This window comes from Burkholderia aenigmatica (assembly GCF_048627025.1).
In the GTDB taxonomy this organism is placed as follows: Bacteria; Pseudomonadota; Gammaproteobacteria; order Burkholderiales; family Burkholderiaceae; genus Burkholderia; species Burkholderia aenigmatica.
The window spans coordinates 41,110-57,503 of record NZ_CP184472.1; the positions used below are offsets into that span (position 1 = coordinate 41,110).

Below are 16,394 nucleotides of genomic sequence, written 5' to 3' on the forward strand. Positions count from 1 at the left end.
TCATGGACTCGATTTCGCCGAAACTGACCCCAGCGCAGATCCGTGTGATGCGTTGGCTCTCGCACGGCTGGACGGCCGAGCCCGGTGCCGGTTCGGCTGTCATCGTCAACGGCGCGCGAGTCTGTAACGTAGATACGATGCGTGCGTTGTACCGGTCGGGTTTTGCCGCCCGTGACGATCGCGGCTTCTGGAAAGCTACATCGTCCGGACTGGCGCTGCGCGAGCGCCTCGATCAATCGAAGTGACAGAGCCGGAAGGACTACGTGAAGCTGCCGCACATCAAAACTCCCTGCCAAGACTGTCCGTTTAGGACGGACACTTTGAAGGGCTGGCTGGGCGAAAAGCGAACCGCTGAGATACTGGCCGCCGACTCGTTTATATGTCACAAGAGCGCTGACATGCAATGCGCCGGGCACATGCTCATCAATGGCAATGACAACGCGTTTGTCCGGTTGGCTTCAATGCTAGACATCGCTCTCGACCTCTCGGGACATGAGCAAGTCTTTGGAAGCAAGGTAGCCTGTATTGAGCACCACAAGAACTGAAGGAAAACAACGTGGTCCAGATCGTATCTGTAGAAGATGCCTTGCGCTGTGCAGTGCAGACTGCACAGGAACAACCTCGGGAAGTGCCGGAGGTGCCCGAGGGATGGCTTCGTCAAGCGAAGGACGCGCTGGATGCCGGAGACGCTGGGCGCATCAGCATCGCGGCAGACACGATCCTGCTGGCACACTCGCAGTACCGCGCCGAGTTCGACGTTAAAGGTTGGCTGTACGACCTGCGCAACGCAGTTCGGGCGGCACGCTGATTCACGAGGAAAACAGAAAAAGACAGGGGCTAGAGGCGATGAGCAATGTAAAACGGTTTCCGGGATCAAAAGAGAGACGCAAACGCCGTGACTTGAACGCGGGCAAGGTCGTCTGTCAAGTTTCAAATCGTTGGCTGCAGTTTCCAGAACGCGCTGCGAACGTCGCGGGCGAAGCCTTCATGATCGTCGATGTAATGACGCTCGATACGAACGACGAGCCTCGAAAGCTCTGCGAACTGGTGCTGACTAAGGAAGATTTGAGCGCGATGTTGATGCGCATTCCGGTCGAAGATCAATCCTAGGAAAGCACGACGATGGATGCGAAGACAATGATTGATGATGCGCGTCGCTATCGCGAGCAGGAAGCGCTTGTTGGTAAGGGTGGCGTCGTTGTGCTTTTCCAAGGTGAGGTCCAGGGCTGGGTGAACCAATTGCGCAACCCTGAGCATTGGCGACCCGGCTGCATAGCGGTCGATGAACAGGGCCGCACGTGGACGACTATCGCAGGCAGCGAGCGCGATGGTGCGCTGATGTGGCTCGCAAACCACGAACTATAGAAAGGCGGAAAAGGGGGGCATTGTAGAAAGTTTTCGGGCACTGAAAGGCAGACTTTTCGAGAACCCGCACAGTGATTGGAAAAAATGAAGCAATTTCCCACCAAAGCCTCGCAGTTTTTGGCTCGTATAGAGGCGTGTCATCAGATTGAGCGATGGAAGGTGGAGGTCGCGCCGTCCGAGTGTGACGACGCGCACAGCACCAGGCGCGTCATATTCACGCTTGACGGCCACGCCATGTCGAACGCCTACGTCGCGGAGGAGCACGGCTCAATGCATGTGACGCTCGAGGGGTACTACTGGTTCACGCTCGATCGCCTGCATGAGAACCATGCAACCTGGCCGTGGCGCAATCAGCTGGCAGAGAAGTCTTGGTGTGGCCGACAACATCTGGAACTCCTCGATGCGCTCAATAGCCTGTTTCCAGTCGCCGACTACGCCGAATAGGAAAGATCGTGACGAAATCAAGGCGGCCAGATCCGGACTTGTTGCCCGATGGTGACTACTGGGCAACGTGCCGCGAACGAAATGAGATTTCAGCTGCGCTCAATGGTCATAGTGCCGTGTTTCCGCAAGCGAGGATGACAGTCAAGAGCGGTTGGGCTTACTTTTATCGAAACGACGAGGAAGTATGGAGCTGCAACATCCGCTACGCAGCAACCAATTTCGTGATTCAGGCGGCCTAGGAAAACGCTATGTACCTTGGAGCACTCTCGATCCGTTGCCCGCACTGCGGCCGCCCTGCGTTGTGCAGCCCAAGCAAGGGGATGTGGTGCGGTCACTGCAAGAACGGCAGTGTTCGATAGGAAAGCACATGCATTCGATCGGACTATCGATTCTCGTCGTCGCGGCGTTATTGGCCGTGACGTTTTGCTGGAAGCGCGCGGGCGGAATGATACTGCTCACGATGACTTTTCTCAGCCTTGCTATGTATTGGTCTTTCTCGGTCATGCTGAGCGACGGAGCGAAGTCGTGGCTGTCGGCTGGACTGCTGTTATGGATCGTCGGCTTCGCTTGCTTTGTTCGCGTAAGGCTTATCGGCCGCGCCGCGCTGTCGTAAGCAACGGAAACAGGGCGCGAGATGGAATTCCACTTGGACGCGAACGGTACGGACGGGACACGGCCGCTGCTCTACATGTGGGAGATACACGATGCACAAACGGGTGAGCTGCGGGGCAGATACGTCGGTAAGGCCTTGCGCGGAAGCCGGAGGCCGCGCAATCACTACGCGCGTAATGTTCGACGGCTGCTGGCCAGCCTACCGTATCGAAAGGGCAACCCGGATGCTTTCCGAAAGGTCCATCGGGCGCTGGCTATGGCCGTTCTGAAAGGCGATCGAATCACGTTGACCTTGCTGCGGAACGTGGGGGCGGAGGAAGACATCAACGAAGCGGAGCGCACAACCATTGAAGCGATGGGTTGCACGCTAAACGGATAGGAAAACAATCGAGAGGACTTCTGAAATGATCTTGAAAAATGTCGTAGGCGCGCTGCGCGTAACTCTCAAAGAACGCAACAATCGAACCCGATTCGTTGATGGCGTATTCGTAGCCCTGATGGCCGGCGTTCCTGCCGCGATTGGGTACGCGATGGGCGAACTTGCCGGTCACGTGTACGGACTTCCTGCAGGTTCGAACGGAATCGTGCTCGTGCGCTTGGGTGCGGCTATATTGGTTCTGGGGTTTGAGGGCTATTTCGTTGGTCGACGCGTTCTCACATCGAAGGCCTAGGAAAAACGATGTATAAGCTTTGGTCTAAGCGACCTATCGTAATCACCACAATACTGTGCTCCGCACTTGGGGCTGTGCTTTTTCTCACGCACCACCGCGTCGTACTTGTCACGCTTTTGGGACTCGCGTTCCTCGCAACAGCCTATAGCTTGACTCAGTTGGTAGAGGCGGATTGGGGGCCGCAGGAACGATGGCGCAAAAAAGCACGGATGGAAGCGCTTCTCGCGGACGGGCCAACGGGCGTCTGGGCTCAAATTCTTGGGCCGAAAGGCGTGAAGATCTTTCTTATCATCGGGGGGGCCGCGCTGATGCTTCACCTTATCGCGGATCTGTTCGTCGGCCGGTAACGGCATCGGAAAACATGGACAAGACCAATCAATCTCTCACGAACGGGCTTTCTTTCCGACCGAAGTACTGGTCGCGAATGGATGACGGCAGTTGGCATCCATCCGACTTTGTTGGTATGAGCGCTGCGCTCTTCAAAGTAACTTCGACCGACCCTATCTGGTCGGAGCGAATGGCCGAAATGCACCAAATCCAGGCTGAAGGTGGGCGAATTATTTATAGCGAGCCCAAGGCGGATCTCGCTATGGAAGCGGCATTGCGGAACATGCCAGAAGCGATGATCGATCTCGGATTGAAGTAGCCACGAAAGTAGCCACGAGGAAAAATGGGCATTCTAAATCGGCTGTTCAAGGCACCAAAAGGCACCAGTGCTGGTGACCCAGCGGTCTCTGCAACCTCGAGGGCAACGGGTGCCGGAGAGCACTGCGAGGCGCCGGCTTCTGCGCCGGTTGGATTCATCCGGTACACGGCGACAGACTTCCAACAGTATTGGGGGGTATCAGAGGCTGCCGGGATGCAAATTGAAATGGATTACCTCGAAGTCATCGCCTTCGATAAGGCGATCGGTTTCGGCGCCCAGTTGAGGACCGACCCGAGAAATGGCCCGGCAATCGCTCAGCTGTGTGCTGGCCGCTATGATGCACCGGACAGGGTTGCTGGTGCTCTAACGCTCTTCTTTGCTGGCGTGGCAATCGCGCGTGAACATCAGGTTAATGCACGGAACCTCAAGTTCGCGAAGGCTGAGTGGTTGCGTTCAACGAAGATTGACGGATCACCGTGCCACGCGGACCTTGACGGCAAGACGTTTAATCCTCAGAAGGGTGCGTTGATTGATGGGAGATTCGTATTGCCCGGTGTTTCATTGGGCTGCAAGTGCACATCACGCCCGATTTTTGAGGCAAAGTGAGTTTGGCAAGCGGGCGGATAGCGCACGGGCGCAACTGCCGCTCATCTAGGAAAACATCGAACGCATGGCTGGCGTAACCAGCCGCCACAAGAAAGAGGGGGCGCTGAAAAACGAACTTCCCGAAGCGCACGCAGTACCGAATGACCGAGAGAGTGCGCAGCAAAGAGTGTAATCCTCTTTTTCTTGTGGTGAATGCGTCGACTATAACTGTGGGCAGGAAAAACGAAATGACGGAAAACGACAACCCTAATGCACTCGCCGACGAACTCGCGAACCGACTGATGAACCTGCGTCGCGAGCTCGAAGATCGTGGCGACAGTGGAACCGATTGGACGCTCGCAGGAGCATTGGAAGATCGCATCGGTTCGTACCAGCCGAGCACCGGCGATTTCGATAAAGCTGAGGCACTCCTTAAAAAGCACGGCCACTGAAAGGAGAAAACGATGTTCGAGCAGATCCGTCGAGAGATGAGCGAGTTGGTGATGTTGGTCCGCCGCACAACCGAGTGGGATGCAGCAATCTCGCACGGCAAAGTGAAGCTCGAAGAGGTGTCGCCGGAGGCGTTGTCTGCGCATCAGGCACATACGGCACGCATCGCGGCGTTGTGCGAGAAATACGGAATTTGAGACGGGAGAACGAGATGCCAAGAGAAATGCTGGCATGTGTTCCATGCCCTAATTGCCGTGAAGGAAAAGAGAAAATCGCTCTGGTGAAGGCAGGTAGCGTCGTGCATATGCAGTGCAATGCTTGCGGACACAATGGGCCAGGAGTGATGGGCAGACAAGATACGCCAGAAGCCGAGGTTGTCGAGGCTGCGATGCATGCGTGGAACGCTGCAGGCCGTTGAATCGGAAAAAGCCATGGCGACTCTGCTTGAATGCCTTCGTGAACTGCCGGCCGAGCTGGTGATGCGTGACCTAGCAGCGGTACGCGACCAGGAAGCAACGGTAGCAGAGCACATTGCGAAAGTGCCATACGATCAGGACGGCTATGAGGTGCGGCGCGAGCCACGTAACTATGGTCGCTCGACAACGCTGGCGGTCGGCCTGATCCGCGGGCCCGCAGTGTACCGAGAAATGCGATAGGAAACACGACGATGGATGCGAAGACAATGATCGATGATGCGCGTCGCTATCGCGAGCAGGAAGCGCTTGTTGGTAAGGGTGGCGTCGTAGTGCTTTTCCAAGGTGAGGTTCAGGGCTGGGTGAACCAATTGCGCAACCCTGAGCATTGGCGACCCGGCTGCATAGCGGTCGATGAACGAGGCCGAACGTGGACGACTATCGCGGGCAGCGAGCGCGATGGCGCCTTGATGTGGCTCGCGAATCACGAACTTTAGGAAAACGCTATGTACCTTGGAGCACTCTCGATCCGTTGCCCGCACTGCGGCTGCCCTGCGTTCTGCAGCCCAAGCAAGGGGATGTGGTGCGGTCACTGCAAGAACGGCACTGTTCGATAGGAAAGCAGTCATGGCGATGCGCTTCATTCCAGCGGTTTATTCTTCATCGGGCGGCTCGTTACCTCGAACCGACGAGCGCGCGAAAGCGGACTTCATTCGCCAGCATGTCAGGCACGGATGGACGGAGAGTGACGCGACAGCCCGCTATGAATTGTGGGTCGCGCGAGCGATCGACACGAACCCTGATCTTGAACTCAACTTGCATCAAGAGTTAGCAGATCGGGCGATCACAAGGGCGCGCAATTCATCGCGGGCTGAGGATTAGGAAAACGATCATCTACGGAGCACGTTATGACGACAGTGACAAAGGCTGATCTAGATGCAGCGCTCGCTCGTTGGAAGGAGGCGCGTGAAAGGGCCGCGGCTGAGCAGCTTGCTTGGGCGGATGTAATCGGCAGCCATGAATCGCTGATTAACTCGCTGATGAAGCACGGACATAGCTGGGAAGATGCCGAGGCTGCGTTCGACCGCGTCTCGAACGATCATCGTGAGCGCATCGAGGCCGCGTGGCAAGCAATGGACCAGCGATGTGCTGAATACCACGAGCTTCGCGTTCAACATCTGGGCAGACAATAAACCACCGGAAAAAGTGATATGAATGCGAGCGAGACGTTCAACAAGCTACGCGCGCTTATCGACCAGGCATGCCGTGAGTGCTCGTTCGGCATCGCGATCCGAGGTGCCGAGGCGCATGGAATGGTCGGCGGGCAAGGCAACAATCGTTGGAGCTTAGATTACGACTTCGAGCTCGTCGACGCCACGGGTGCCACGGTTGCGCTGAGCTTTCACTCGTACGATCAGAGCAAGGCATTTTCGGTTCGCCCCGACATGAATAAGTTCGAGCTGACATTGACGGATGCGAACGGCGTTACCAGGCGACACAGCAACGAATACGAAGGGTAAGAAAACGGGAGAAACGAGATGCCGAAAGACTACCTGACGGTCGTGATTCAGTTGCCGGATGATCCGGAGCAGCGCGGGGCGGTAACGGCTGCGCTTCCGGTGTCGGGGAACTTCCACGGCGGCCGCATCACAGCGTTGTCGCTAGAAGACGAAATCACGGTCAACGAGCTTCTGGAAGAGATGCTGGACGGCGACGAAGTTGACGAGGCCCGCGCGAAAGCGAAGGCAATCTTGGCTCGTGTGGAAGCGGAAGCGTAACGATTCGAAAACATGAACGAGATTCTCACCCGCGCCGAACGGGCATCGATTCGCGCCGTAGCGGCCCAGGACAAGACGCAGCTTGAAGCGGCGCGTGCAGCGTTTGATCGCGCTGCGCCGAAGCACGGGATTGCATCCTGCGTTGAGTTGCAGTTCATGGCAGAGGTGTTCGCGCCAGTGCCCGACCTGCTGCTGCGTTCGCAGTATCGGAAGGCTGTTCTGGCGAAGCCGTTGTGATCGAGGAAAAGAGATGCGACCGACCCTTACGTGGGACGAGCGACTTCACTATCGGGATCGCCTGCGTGCGGCTCGGTATGCCGCACTAGCGGACGCGGAAGCGTTCAGCGAGATTTGCTTTGTCGTCGAGGCGATCGGCTTGCGCCTTTCCGACAAGGAAGAGAACATGGGGAAGTACTTCGACAGGATCCGAGATATCGCCAACGACTCGATCATCCTAATCGACATGCCCGAGCTCTTCCCGGCGCTTTTCTCGCGCTTTGATGCGCTGTACAGGGCCGTGCAGGCGGCGAGAAACGATGCGATGCATACAGGTGTCTATGCGCGTCATGTAACAGCCGCGGCAATCGAATTAAGCATTGGGTTGGAGGAGGGGGTGATGCGGGAGCAGGAACACGCGCGCACGAGAGTGCAAGATTTCATGGTCCGCGACGCGGTCACGGTAAAGCCATGGCAACCCGTGGCTTACGCGCGGCAAATGATGCTTACGCATTCGTTCACGAACCTTCCGGTCAACATCGATGGCCGCTGGAAACTGCTCCCGGAAGTGTCCATGGCGAAGTTTTTGCCACGGGGCGGGCATCCGAGGAGGGAGGCTCTCGCATGCTCCATTGAAGATGCCGCCAAGCGGGGCGACGGTCAGCTTCTTCTCGTCGATGCGCAGCTTGTCGGGCCGGACGATGACGTTGCGGAACTCCTTCAAGGCGTGAACTCTGACGGCGCAACACTATGGCTCGTCGACGATGGGCATGGAGGGCTCGCCGGCGTTCTCTCTCCGTTCGAGCTCATGTAGCAATGCACCGCAACTAAAGGGTACCCCGGGGGTGTGGTGCTGTTCGTTCGTGCAGTTCCACGCGTGGCCGCGCCTCGTGCCAGCGAATGATGTTGCGCTCGAAGCGGCTGATGAATCGCTGTGTCACGGACCCGCACTTGAAAGTCGGTGACAAACGCCTGGATGACTGAGCCGGAAAACGGAAGAGACCTTATGAAGGCGTGGATTCTGAAACACGGACGCACAGTGGGCGGGTTGTGCGGCATCGGCGAACTCGCCTAGCGCCGCAGGGTGAACAAGATGCCGACGCACGTCGCGGCACGTTGAAAAGGAAAAGCGGTATGGACACTGAAATTTTCGCCTTAGTCGACGCTGGCCCGGACAAGTCACCGGTGGCGAGCGCTTCGGTTCAGCAACTGGTCGATCTACTTGGCAGAGACATAGTAGCCCGCCTGCCGGTCGAGCCGCGACAAGCTTCGTTGATGCCGCACCGTCATTGCGGTGCGGAAGCACTTGGGCTGCATTGGGCGGATGGCGGAGGTAACCACCTCTGCATCCATTTTCACATAGGTGAGTCCTTCCAGATGCCTGGTCCTGAGAACATCGAGTTGCCCTTAGATTTCGGAGTGCCGGATATGACGGATGCGCTCTTGATTGCGCGATTCATCGTCTGCGCTGTTAACGGCAATGCGCTCATCGACCTCTGAGCGCGGAAAAGAGGACAGCACGATGACTGACGATCCATCAGGGGTGGATGACTTCGAACAAGAAATGCTTTGGGAGTTCGAGCGAGTCGAGTTGGCCTTGGAACGATCCAAAGCCTCGCTGCGGGAAGCTCGCGAAGCCGTGCTGGAATCACCGCTACGACCAGTCTTTGTCGAGCGACTGATTCCAGCCTTCAAAGAAATCGAGGCTCTCAGCTCGAATTTTTCTCTCGTAATGACGAGCCAGCTATGCCGCAGAAGTATAGGGACGGCCTGCTATGCAGCATCGACGGAGTAGGATATTGGCACACTGGCCGTCGGTATTGGATCGCGATGGGCGCTCCGGAAGGCCCGCAGGAGGATTTGCGACTACTTCCTGGGTTCAACGATCTGAACAAGCGGTTCGAGAGCTATAGCCGTTTGTTGTTAGGCAGCGAATGGCGTGATGCGGGGGATGCGAACTGCGAGGTCGCCGCTGCGCTTTCGATTTTACGGCTGCAGGAAGAACACTTGTGGTGGAGCGCCGTGGTTGGATTCCTGCGATCCTATAAGGGGCAGTGTGTCGACCGCGAACGCGCGCGTCGAGCTTTGCTGTACAGCGGATTTGACGCTGAGACAATTGCACGGCTACTTCCAGAATAGTCGAACGGAATTCAAGGAACAATGGACAAGTCTGATCTCATTGCGGCGCTGCAAGTTGCACAGGCTGCCGGGTGCCAGTTAGTCGTCGGCGTGCCTTCACTTGGCGGCAGCTCGACGGTGGCCTTGACGCCAGGCCAAGTATGGCTGCTCACCACGGACAAGCAAGCATTGTTCGCGGACGTGATGGGGCTCACGAAGCCCGAGTACGTCGAATGGCTCGAATCACAAGGTTCAGTTTATTGCTCCGCCCGCACGAAGCAGGGCAAGCAGTGTCGAAATACCATCGTAGGCGCGACCTGGTTACAGCCGGATGAATGGAAGGCGCAGTGCGCGGCTGGTGGCTACTGCGCTGCTCACGGGGCATAGGAAACTCGACGCCGACGTCATTTCGGAAACCTAGCTAGGGACGGGGAGGTCGATGTCTGAAGTTGATCTTTTCGCGACGGCGCTGCGTGAGCGAATGCCCGAGATTGAGGGCTTCCGCCCTTTCGTTTGCGATGGCTCTCCGCTGGACTGTCGAGTGTTCATTGTGGGCTGCAATCCCGCCACAGACACCGGGACACCCTTTTGGCGATATTGGCGTGATGGATTCGGTTTCGATCGTGCCACTTGGGAGATCGACTACCGGTCAGCAAGATCGTCCCGTGGTCAGAGGGAGGTGAGTAACACGCGTCGAGCGATAACTGTTCTAGCTGAGAGCTGTGCGCCGTTGAAGTGCCTTGAGGCCAACGTGTATGCGAAGCCGACCAAGAGGCAATCAGATTTGAAGGGGAGCGATACTCGCGATAGCTTGCTCGCTTTTCTTGTCTCGCGGATCCGTCCGCAGTGGATCGTCGCGCATGGACAGATCGCGGCAAAGGCAGTGAGCCAAGTCGAGTTCGACGGGGTTGTACTGTCGGGAAAGCACCTGCGTCTAAGGTCGCACGACGAACTGCGGCGTCTTGGCGAAGTGATCCGCAACGCTTAGGAAAATCTCGCGATGCAGATCATGCAGATTGACGAAACCAGGTTCACACGAAAGCGAGTGATGATCACGACACGCCTGCCGAAGGTTGCGGTGGCCGACCCGACGATACCATGGGTAATGTTGGAAGCCGAAGATGGTAGCGAGCTGACGGTCGCGATGATGGGACCGGACAGCCCCGAGTCGCGCGCGGACGCTGCGCGCATGATGAAGTTGTGGAACGGCGCGCTCAACGCGTACTAACGGAATCAGAGAACGCCGAGCTCGCGATGAAAATTCCACGGGAAAAGAACCGGAGAAGACCATGCTCCAGTACGCTCTGCTGAAGAATCACGCCGGACTGCTGCTGTGTGGCGACTATAGTTCTCTGCGCGAGTTGCATGAGGTCGTGCATGAGGTAAACGAGAACTCAGTGCTGGTAAAGGATAAGGAGGGGGAGTTCTTGTCCCTGGCATATGACGTTAGGAGGGCGTACGAAGGGCAACGTCGCATTCTGCCTCCACCGGAAGGTTATCCAGAGGTCGGAACCACGTTCGGAGTAGAGATTCTTTGGCCCGTTGCGCTACTTCAGTGTTCGATACTTCGCGTGTCGTTGGCGTTCTTCGACAGTACCAAACGGCAACAGGGAATGACGTTTTTGCTCGAGGACCTCATGGAGGCCGCCTTGCGCGCGGACTTTGGCCCTCGAGCTCAAGCAATCATAGAGCAGTGGCGCCGTATCGATCCCCGCCACGAATGGGCCGAGGAGAAGATCTCCAGTCGCAGCGCGCAGTTCTGTGCGTGGACAAGGGCGCAACGCAAAAGCGGTCTTTCGGGTTTGCTCGCGAGCCTTGATCCGATGTACCCAGCGTTCTATCCAATCTGGGTTCGCGACGGTGTGGCAAACCTCGTTTCGCCCGAGACCTTGGACGCATTTGACGGCGTCGAATGGGACGACCCTAAGTGGTAGCCAAAAGCGGAAAGGGAAAAGCCATGCATGAGATCTGCTGGCCGAGTTCACGGCACACGGCTCGACTTAACGAGACGAGTCCGAACGGACGCTTGCGTGTGTTGCTGGACGAAGGTGGAGACGCCATCGTCGAGGTGTTCGACGGAAAATGTTTCGGTGGCGTCTCCGCATGCGGGAAAAACGAGGAAGTCACCACGCCAAAGCTCGCATAAGCGGTGGGTTAGTCGACCCCACCCTTCGCGTCATTGGTCGCGGCCCAAACACTGAAGGAATCTTCGCCGAGACAAACCAAAGACGAAGCAGGGCGGATGGACAAGTACGCATCTCCGCGCGACAACGGTTCGCTGTTGGGTCGAATTACATCGACGGGAACTCTGAGTGGGCCACACAACAAGCCATCGATGAATTCAACCTCGATATTAAGCGGCCGTCGTCCGTGACCGTCAGCAATTGCCCGTGCCAAAATTGAATGGGCGTCTTCGATCGAAATGCCCGTGTTCGGAAAGGTTGGGGCGTGACGAAATTCCATCTCTTTGACCCAAGCGGGCGCTGATCCTCCACACATGAGAAATCGAAGTCGTTCAAGGAAACTCATCATTATTTGGTACTCCATTTGTGATTCATTGGTGAGGACTCCGTTCGACGGCTCTTTGCTTCCACACGCCCGCAACGTGCTCCCAATGGCCTGCGATAAAGCGCCAGTCGTTCACTTCCGTGCGCAGGCAGAACCAGAAGCCGGCGCTGGCCGACAGCACAGCGGTGACTATGAGCGAGACGAAGAGATGGTTCGGCGTGTATCGTTTATTCATTCAGGCCCCTATATTTGACATAAATACAATTAACGAAGAAGTCAGTTGTAGCGGCTAAGTTGTAATGTCCATGGCTTTGACATCAGTACGTTTTCCGTTACGCCTAGCGCTTGGTGTGGTTCACTGCGCTTCGCGCAGCAGATTCGGCGAGCGCAGCATCCACCGTCCGGCGTCGCTGTCGCCGAATTATTGATTGCTTCGCGGCATCGTAGGCGGTCAACGTCAACCACGATTTCGCGACAATTCGGCCAACCATAGCCTCGGACTGCGCGTCGCCTTCGGCAAGGCGAACTAGAATCGCCTTTTCGGCTCGGCTGGCCGGACGCAGCATGTGAATACTGGAGGGAACGGCTACGACAACACAGCCAACGAGCGTGATCGTGTTCATGGTTTTCCTGATAGTTCCAAGGCCGGTATGTTTCCAGGTGTTGCGTTTTCCGGCGTCTCATCGACATCAACCTGAGTGGTAGGTTTCGAGGTGTTGCGTTTTCTGGCATCTGATCGACGGTAGATCAAGGCTCATGGCAGGATTTTGCGCAACAGGCGCGAGACATCGAGCTACGCAACACCTCGGCTCTCGTCTACGGCCTCGACCATTTGACCAGCTTGATGGCGACCGCCGCAAGTACGCTGCCGGCCATCAGAAAGCCCGCGGCCGTTGCACGATCCAGCGACCAATGCACAATAAGCCATGCGTCATAAGTTACAACCAGCAAAGCCGCGATCATCAAAAGGAATCCAAGCGAGAAAGCGCCTCTCCTGACAATAAGATCTAGTTTTCTATCCACCTCATTCATTGGCATAAGTCCCCTCCTTTTTGTCGGGTTTAACGAACCGTCAGCCCTGCGGTGATCGACAGCAGACCGTCGATCGCGTCGGTGAGGCCAAAGCGGATCGCGGGTCCGTCAATCGCATAATCGTGCGTGCGAAGGTTCGGGTATTGGACTTTCAGCTCGGTAACGATGTCTTCGATCGTGCCAATCGAGTCGATGAGGCCAATGCGCTTCGCTGCCTCCCCGTTCCATACTTCCCCCGTGTCGTACCGTACGTCGGCGGACAGCTTGGGCCCACGTCGTTGGATCAATTCGTCGACGAACTCCTTTGCGAGAACGTTCACGAGCGCCTGGGCTTTCTGATCGGCAACCGGTGTGGAAGGAATGAACGGATTCAACATCGATTTGAGTGGCCCTGAGGAGTAGGCATGCTGCTCGACGTCAAAGCGACGGAGTGCGCCCGACACGTTCCATGACTCAATCACCGCGCCGATCGAGCCAACAAGGGAGAATCGGCCGGCCACCACCTTGTCTGCGTGCATCGCAATCAGATACGCGGCAGACGCACCGAGTGAATTGATGACGGCGATGACGGGCTTCTGGTGCGCTCGCTTGAGCGTATCGATCGTGGTGTTGATCCGTTCGGCATCGATGGGCGAACCGCCGCCCGAATCAATCATCAACGCGATTGTTTTCACATTGGGGTCGGTGAACGCCCGCGTCAGCTGCGGCACGATCACGTCAGCGCGATCGTTTCCTTTGCCGACCGTGCCGGTGATACGGATCACGCCAAGCTGTGGTGTCGAGGACGGCCACGCGATCGAAAGCCCAGCCAGATCGATCTTGCTGACGAACACGAGGACCGGGATCAATACGACGATCACAAGGCGCAGGATCCTGAAGCGCCGATCGGCGCGCCGGTCCCTGATCATCAGTTCCATCATTTGGACCTGAGGATTTATGTCGTTGAGATGGGGCTCGCTTTTCATTCGATGGTCTCGATGGTTTCGGTGTGTGTTCGGCTGACCCTGCTCTGCCCCCATAGCGCCATAGTCGACGCGAGGCGGCCGACAGCTGGCGAGGGCGAAACGGGTTGCCGATGGATGACAGCGTCTTTCTTCGGTGGATGGCGGCGGTTGAAGCGATAGCGGCCACGCCCGTCGATAACGCACCGTCGGAGCCACTGAAACTTGCATAGAGTGTTCAAGGCGACGCGTACACGCTTCACCTCCGCGGATCGAGGCTCGAGATCGCGGCCATACAACTGCGCTGCGATTTCTCCGCTCGTCATTTCTGGATTCTCGATTACCAGGTCGATAATGCGGCGCGTGACAGTGTTCTTCTTGGCCAAGGCAGCCTCCCCTACCCTATGAAAGCGAGAAAATGGTATCCGGCGGTGCGATATTGCAGAAACGCTTCGATCACCCGGCGACGCGTCGTGCTGGGTGGTTTGGGGTGGGGACTCGCAAGCGTGTCGGGACAGGCCGCGGCGGGCCTACTTGATCGGCTTGTTGGCGGGAATCAGAAAGACGCGCTCGCGCTGTTTCGTGCCGCGCAGAATGGATCGCAAGAGGCCTTTGACAAGTTGCTGAAGAGCTCGCGGGCTGGCGACCCATGGGCGACGATGCAGTTCGGCTACCTCTATCAAATCGGTCGCGCACCTGGCACTTCGATCGCGGTGCAGCCGGGATACCCGGCTGGTGGCAGCATTCCGATCGCGAAGAAGGCGTATTCGATTGCTGCCGGGAAGATGACGCCGGAGGGCTCGATATCTGGGAACGTATTCGCAGCGTACAACCTTGGGCTGATTTTCCTGTGGGGGCTCGATAACTCTGGAACGCCCCAGCCGGATCTCGCTGTCCGGTGGTTTCGGGCGGCCGCGATCACGTCGACCGACAAGGTGTTCCTTCCCGCGGTGATGCACCTTGCGACGATCTACGAGAAGGGGTTTCGGACGGTGCCAGTCGATTTGCGGGAAGCGATGCTCTGGTACAGGAAAGCGGCGGGCGCCGGCGAGCCGACAGCCTTGCTCAAATGGGGCGTGGCGCTCATCGAAGGAAATGGCGCGGAGAAGAACTACTTCGACGGACTGGTGCAACTGCAGCGTTCTGCGGAGAAATGGGACCGCGACGCGATGTACTACCTTGCTTCGTTGAATGCCACCGGCAACGACTATCAGGAGCGCAATCTATTTTCCGCGGCCCAGTGGCTCTGGATTGCGGCGACCGGTGCGCCCCGCTATCGCGCAGCAGCAGACGCGATGTTGGAGAACCTCGAGAAGCCGATGCAGCAACGAGTCAAGCAATCTGCGCGCCTCTGGATTACCGGACATATGAAGATTCCGCCACACGTCGAGTACAACGCGCCGTTGAACGAAGATGTGCCGGATCTGTTGACCGGCTGACCCATTGAAAGCCTTTGAACGATAGGAGATCGAGGAAATGGACGTTGGTATCGCGATTTTTACGGTAGGCATCTTGGTAGGGTCAGCACTTTGGTATATCGGGCGCCAGATGATGCTCGCGAACGTCTTTGCGGCGGCTCGTATCGAATTCGAGATCCGAAATGCAAGTTGGACACCGGAGCAACGTAAGGAATTCGAAGACGAGGTAGGGAAGGCGTTTAAACGATAAGGTCGGTGGACATTGGGACCTCCCGTCACTTTCCGGCTCGGTCCGGACTGCCACGAGTTGGCCCGAGTTAGGCCGATATCGATCCGGGGCGTGGATCGGAGGACTGCAGCGGACGTTTGATTCGATCAAGTGGGCGTTCAACCCGAATCTGAAGCTGATTGGGTTCCTTATGGACAAGGGAAGAGGTGATTGAATTGGTGAAGAACACCCTCATCGCCGCATGCTGCATGTTGGCACTGGTCGCTGGCTGCAAAAATGATAGCTCCGGACAAGGCGACGTTGCATCTGGGCACGGTTCGAACGAACTGTCGTCGCAGTACAGCGCTGCGCTGACGGAGGTGATGCGACAGAGTCGAGTTGTGCTTCCGGACGGTGTGAAAGAGATGAGCTGTTGGGGCAACGCGCGTCCGGGGTTCCTTCGTTCGAGTGATTATCAGGGTGACGCCCAGTGCTCTTTTGCCCTAGTCGGTCGAGCCGCGCAGGTTGTCGGGGCGAGCGAGCTTCGGTGGGGGCTTCGCGTTGCCTACTATTCCTGGTCCGACCATCTTGACGCCGCGGCGCCGCGGATCGTACCCGAAGGCTTCGATCTCGGTCGAATTGACGCATCAGGCTTGAGAGTGACTGTCAAGCGAGCCTCTCCCGACCAGTTGGCCGCATACGTGAGTGTTAGAAAAGACCAGTTGCCATTCGATCAGGCAGCGAGTTTCTCAACAGCAGTGGTGTCGACCGCGGCCGGCTACGCCGAGCGTCGGATTAGACGGGCCGAAGCAGAGGTTCCTGACACAGTGCGTCGAACGTGGTCGGAATAGTTGCCTCCTAAACGCGTTCCCCGTGCGATTTAGCCCATTGTGCTTCCTCAACGCCGCGCACAGCGCGGCGTTTCTGCATTTCGACATCCTCCGATAGAGTCGCCTCCGAATTCACGCATGCGGGAACTCGCTTCGCCT

Annotated in this window: 34 protein-coding genes; 29 read left to right on the top strand and 5 right to left on the bottom strand. The window is 57.3% G+C overall.

The genetic code is table 11. The features are described from left to right. Positions 1–2: 2 nt before the first annotated feature. The 27 genes from ACN8ZM_RS39855 (at position 3) to ACN8ZM_RS39985 (ending at position 11,232) form a co-directional block, all read left to right on the top strand. Entirely contained in the window at positions 3–245 is a 243-nt protein-coding gene (locus tag ACN8ZM_RS39855) for a hypothetical protein (RefSeq protein WP_420213377.1), read from the top strand. Between the two features lie 18 nt (positions 246–263). After that, a complete protein-coding gene (locus tag ACN8ZM_RS39860) occupies positions 264–545 on the top strand; it encodes a DUF6283 family protein (protein WP_420213378.1) in 282 nt (93 codons plus the stop codon). A gap of 11 nt (positions 546–556) precedes the next feature. After that, positions 557–808: a hypothetical protein gene (locus ACN8ZM_RS39865; RefSeq protein WP_420213379.1), complete on the top strand. Its 252-nt coding sequence runs from the start codon at positions 557–559 to the stop codon at positions 806–808. A gap of 38 nt (positions 809–846) precedes the next feature. Further along, the gene (locus ACN8ZM_RS39870; protein ID WP_420213380.1) at positions 847–1,110 is read left to right on the top strand and encodes a hypothetical protein; all 264 of its coding nucleotides are present in this window, start codon (positions 847–849) and stop codon (positions 1,108–1,110) included. Positions 1,111–1,122: 12 nt separating this feature from the next. Continuing rightward, entirely contained in the window at positions 1,123–1,365 is a 243-nt protein-coding gene (locus tag ACN8ZM_RS39875) for a hypothetical protein (protein WP_420213381.1), read from the top strand. An 84-nt stretch (positions 1,366–1,449) separates the two neighbouring features. Further along, positions 1,450–1,809, top strand: a complete 360-nt coding sequence (locus tag ACN8ZM_RS39880; protein WP_420213382.1) for a hypothetical protein — start codon at positions 1,450–1,452, stop codon at positions 1,807–1,809. Positions 1,810–1,993: 184 nt separating this feature from the next. After that, positions 1,994–2,422: a hypothetical protein gene (locus tag ACN8ZM_RS39885; protein WP_420213383.1), complete on the top strand. Its 429-nt coding sequence runs from the start codon at positions 1,994–1,996 to the stop codon at positions 2,420–2,422. A gap of 403 nt (positions 2,423–2,825) precedes the next feature. Further along, positions 2,826–3,092 (top strand): hypothetical protein, encoded by a 267-nt coding sequence (locus tag ACN8ZM_RS39890; RefSeq protein WP_420213384.1) that lies wholly within the window; start codon positions 2,826–2,828, stop codon positions 3,090–3,092. A gap of 8 nt (positions 3,093–3,100) precedes the next feature. Continuing rightward, entirely contained in the window at positions 3,101–3,439 is a 339-nt protein-coding gene (locus ACN8ZM_RS39895; protein ID WP_420213385.1) for a hypothetical protein, read from the top strand. Between the two features lie 14 nt (positions 3,440–3,453). Then, positions 3,454–3,738 (top strand): hypothetical protein, encoded by a 285-nt coding sequence (locus ACN8ZM_RS39900; RefSeq protein ID WP_420213386.1) that lies wholly within the window; start codon positions 3,454–3,456, stop codon positions 3,736–3,738. A 213-nt stretch (positions 3,739–3,951) separates the two neighbouring features. Further along, positions 3,952–4,344 (top strand): hypothetical protein, encoded by a 393-nt coding sequence (locus tag ACN8ZM_RS39905; protein ID WP_420213387.1) that lies wholly within the window; start codon positions 3,952–3,954, stop codon positions 4,342–4,344. Positions 4,345–4,571: 227 nt separating this feature from the next. After that, positions 4,572–4,775, top strand: a complete 204-nt coding sequence (locus ACN8ZM_RS39910) for a hypothetical protein (protein WP_420213388.1) — start codon at positions 4,572–4,574, stop codon at positions 4,773–4,775. A gap of 12 nt (positions 4,776–4,787) precedes the next feature. Then, positions 4,788–4,970 carry a hypothetical protein gene (locus ACN8ZM_RS39915; RefSeq protein WP_420213389.1) on the top strand — a complete coding sequence of 61 codons (183 nt, stop codon included), beginning with the start codon at positions 4,788–4,790 and terminating at the stop codon, positions 4,968–4,970. Positions 4,971–5,204: 234 nt separating this feature from the next. Continuing rightward, positions 5,205–5,429: a hypothetical protein gene (locus ACN8ZM_RS39920; RefSeq protein WP_420213390.1), complete on the top strand. Its 225-nt coding sequence runs from the start codon at positions 5,205–5,207 to the stop codon at positions 5,427–5,429. A gap of 11 nt (positions 5,430–5,440) precedes the next feature. After that, on the top strand, positions 5,441–5,683 hold the full coding sequence (locus ACN8ZM_RS39925) for a hypothetical protein (protein WP_420213391.1): 243 nt from the start codon (positions 5,441–5,443) through the stop codon (positions 5,681–5,683). Positions 5,684–5,813: 130 nt separating this feature from the next. Beyond that, positions 5,814–6,068 carry a hypothetical protein gene (locus ACN8ZM_RS39930; protein ID WP_420213392.1) on the top strand — a complete coding sequence of 85 codons (255 nt, stop codon included), beginning with the start codon at positions 5,814–5,816 and terminating at the stop codon, positions 6,066–6,068. Between the two features lie 26 nt (positions 6,069–6,094). Then, entirely contained in the window at positions 6,095–6,379 is a 285-nt protein-coding gene (locus ACN8ZM_RS39935) for a hypothetical protein (RefSeq protein WP_420213393.1), read from the top strand. A gap of 18 nt (positions 6,380–6,397) precedes the next feature. After that, positions 6,398–6,706: a hypothetical protein gene (locus ACN8ZM_RS39940; protein WP_420213394.1), complete on the top strand. Its 309-nt coding sequence runs from the start codon at positions 6,398–6,400 to the stop codon at positions 6,704–6,706. Positions 6,707–6,724: 18 nt separating this feature from the next. Then, the gene (locus ACN8ZM_RS39945) at positions 6,725–6,964 is read left to right on the top strand and encodes a hypothetical protein (protein WP_420213395.1); all 240 of its coding nucleotides are present in this window, start codon (positions 6,725–6,727) and stop codon (positions 6,962–6,964) included. Between the two features lie 12 nt (positions 6,965–6,976). After that, entirely contained in the window at positions 6,977–7,201 is a 225-nt protein-coding gene (locus tag ACN8ZM_RS39950) for a hypothetical protein (RefSeq protein WP_420213396.1), read from the top strand. Positions 7,202–7,214: 13 nt separating this feature from the next. Then, positions 7,215–7,994, top strand: a complete 780-nt coding sequence (locus ACN8ZM_RS39955) for a hypothetical protein (protein WP_420213397.1) — start codon at positions 7,215–7,217, stop codon at positions 7,992–7,994. A gap of 320 nt (positions 7,995–8,314) precedes the next feature. Further along, positions 8,315–8,680, top strand: coding sequence for a hypothetical protein (locus tag ACN8ZM_RS39960; RefSeq protein ID WP_420213398.1), 366 nt, complete (start codon positions 8,315–8,317; stop codon positions 8,678–8,680). Between the two features lie 22 nt (positions 8,681–8,702). Then, on the top strand, positions 8,703–8,975 hold the full coding sequence (locus ACN8ZM_RS39965) for a hypothetical protein (protein ID WP_420213399.1): 273 nt from the start codon (positions 8,703–8,705) through the stop codon (positions 8,973–8,975). A 35-nt stretch (positions 8,976–9,010) separates the two neighbouring features. Then, the gene (locus ACN8ZM_RS39970; protein ID WP_420213400.1) at positions 9,011–9,319 is read left to right on the top strand and encodes a hypothetical protein; all 309 of its coding nucleotides are present in this window, start codon (positions 9,011–9,013) and stop codon (positions 9,317–9,319) included. A 21-nt stretch (positions 9,320–9,340) separates the two neighbouring features. Further along, positions 9,341–9,685 carry a hypothetical protein gene (locus ACN8ZM_RS39975; RefSeq protein ID WP_420213401.1) on the top strand — a complete coding sequence of 115 codons (345 nt, stop codon included), beginning with the start codon at positions 9,341–9,343 and terminating at the stop codon, positions 9,683–9,685. A 613-nt stretch (positions 9,686–10,298) separates the two neighbouring features. Beyond that, positions 10,299–10,526 (top strand): hypothetical protein, encoded by a 228-nt coding sequence (locus ACN8ZM_RS39980; protein ID WP_420213402.1) that lies wholly within the window; start codon positions 10,299–10,301, stop codon positions 10,524–10,526. 61 nt (positions 10,527–10,587) lie between these two features. After that, positions 10,588–11,232: a DUF6904 family protein gene (locus ACN8ZM_RS39985; RefSeq protein ID WP_420213403.1), complete on the top strand. Its 645-nt coding sequence runs from the start codon at positions 10,588–10,590 to the stop codon at positions 11,230–11,232. 620 nt (positions 11,233–11,852) lie between these two features. Here ACN8ZM_RS39985 and ACN8ZM_RS39990 read toward each other — a convergent pair. From ACN8ZM_RS39990 to ACN8ZM_RS40010, 5 genes are all read right to left on the bottom strand, one after another. Then, a complete protein-coding gene (locus ACN8ZM_RS39990) occupies positions 11,853–12,041 on the bottom strand; it encodes a hypothetical protein (protein ID WP_420213404.1) in 189 nt (62 codons plus the stop codon). Positions 12,042–12,144: 103 nt separating this feature from the next. Further along, a complete protein-coding gene (locus ACN8ZM_RS39995; RefSeq protein ID WP_420213405.1) occupies positions 12,145–12,429 on the bottom strand; it encodes a hypothetical protein in 285 nt (94 codons plus the stop codon). Positions 12,430–12,622: 193 nt separating this feature from the next. Beyond that, complete coding sequence (locus ACN8ZM_RS40000; protein ID WP_420213406.1) at positions 12,623–12,844, bottom strand: hypothetical protein; 222 nt, start codon at positions 12,842–12,844, stop codon at positions 12,623–12,625. Positions 12,845–12,867: 23 nt separating this feature from the next. Further along, the gene (locus ACN8ZM_RS40005; RefSeq protein WP_420213407.1) at positions 12,868–13,803 is read right to left on the bottom strand and encodes a S49 family peptidase; all 936 of its coding nucleotides are present in this window, start codon (positions 13,801–13,803) and stop codon (positions 12,868–12,870) included. Continuing rightward, the gene (locus ACN8ZM_RS40010) at positions 13,800–14,165 is read right to left on the bottom strand and encodes a hypothetical protein (RefSeq protein WP_420213408.1); all 366 of its coding nucleotides are present in this window, start codon (positions 14,163–14,165) and stop codon (positions 13,800–13,802) included. The genes ACN8ZM_RS40005 and ACN8ZM_RS40010 overlap by 4 nt, the downstream gene beginning before the upstream one ends. A gap of 120 nt (positions 14,166–14,285) precedes the next feature. Here ACN8ZM_RS40010 and ACN8ZM_RS40015 point away from each other — a divergent pair, with 120 nt between their 5' ends. Continuing rightward, positions 14,286–15,218: a tetratricopeptide repeat protein gene (locus tag ACN8ZM_RS40015; RefSeq protein WP_420213409.1), complete on the top strand. Its 933-nt coding sequence runs from the start codon at positions 14,286–14,288 to the stop codon at positions 15,216–15,218. A 37-nt stretch (positions 15,219–15,255) separates the two neighbouring features. Further along, positions 15,256–15,447, top strand: coding sequence for a hypothetical protein (locus ACN8ZM_RS40020; protein ID WP_420213410.1), 192 nt, complete (start codon positions 15,256–15,258; stop codon positions 15,445–15,447). Positions 15,448–16,394: the final 947 nt, after the last annotated feature.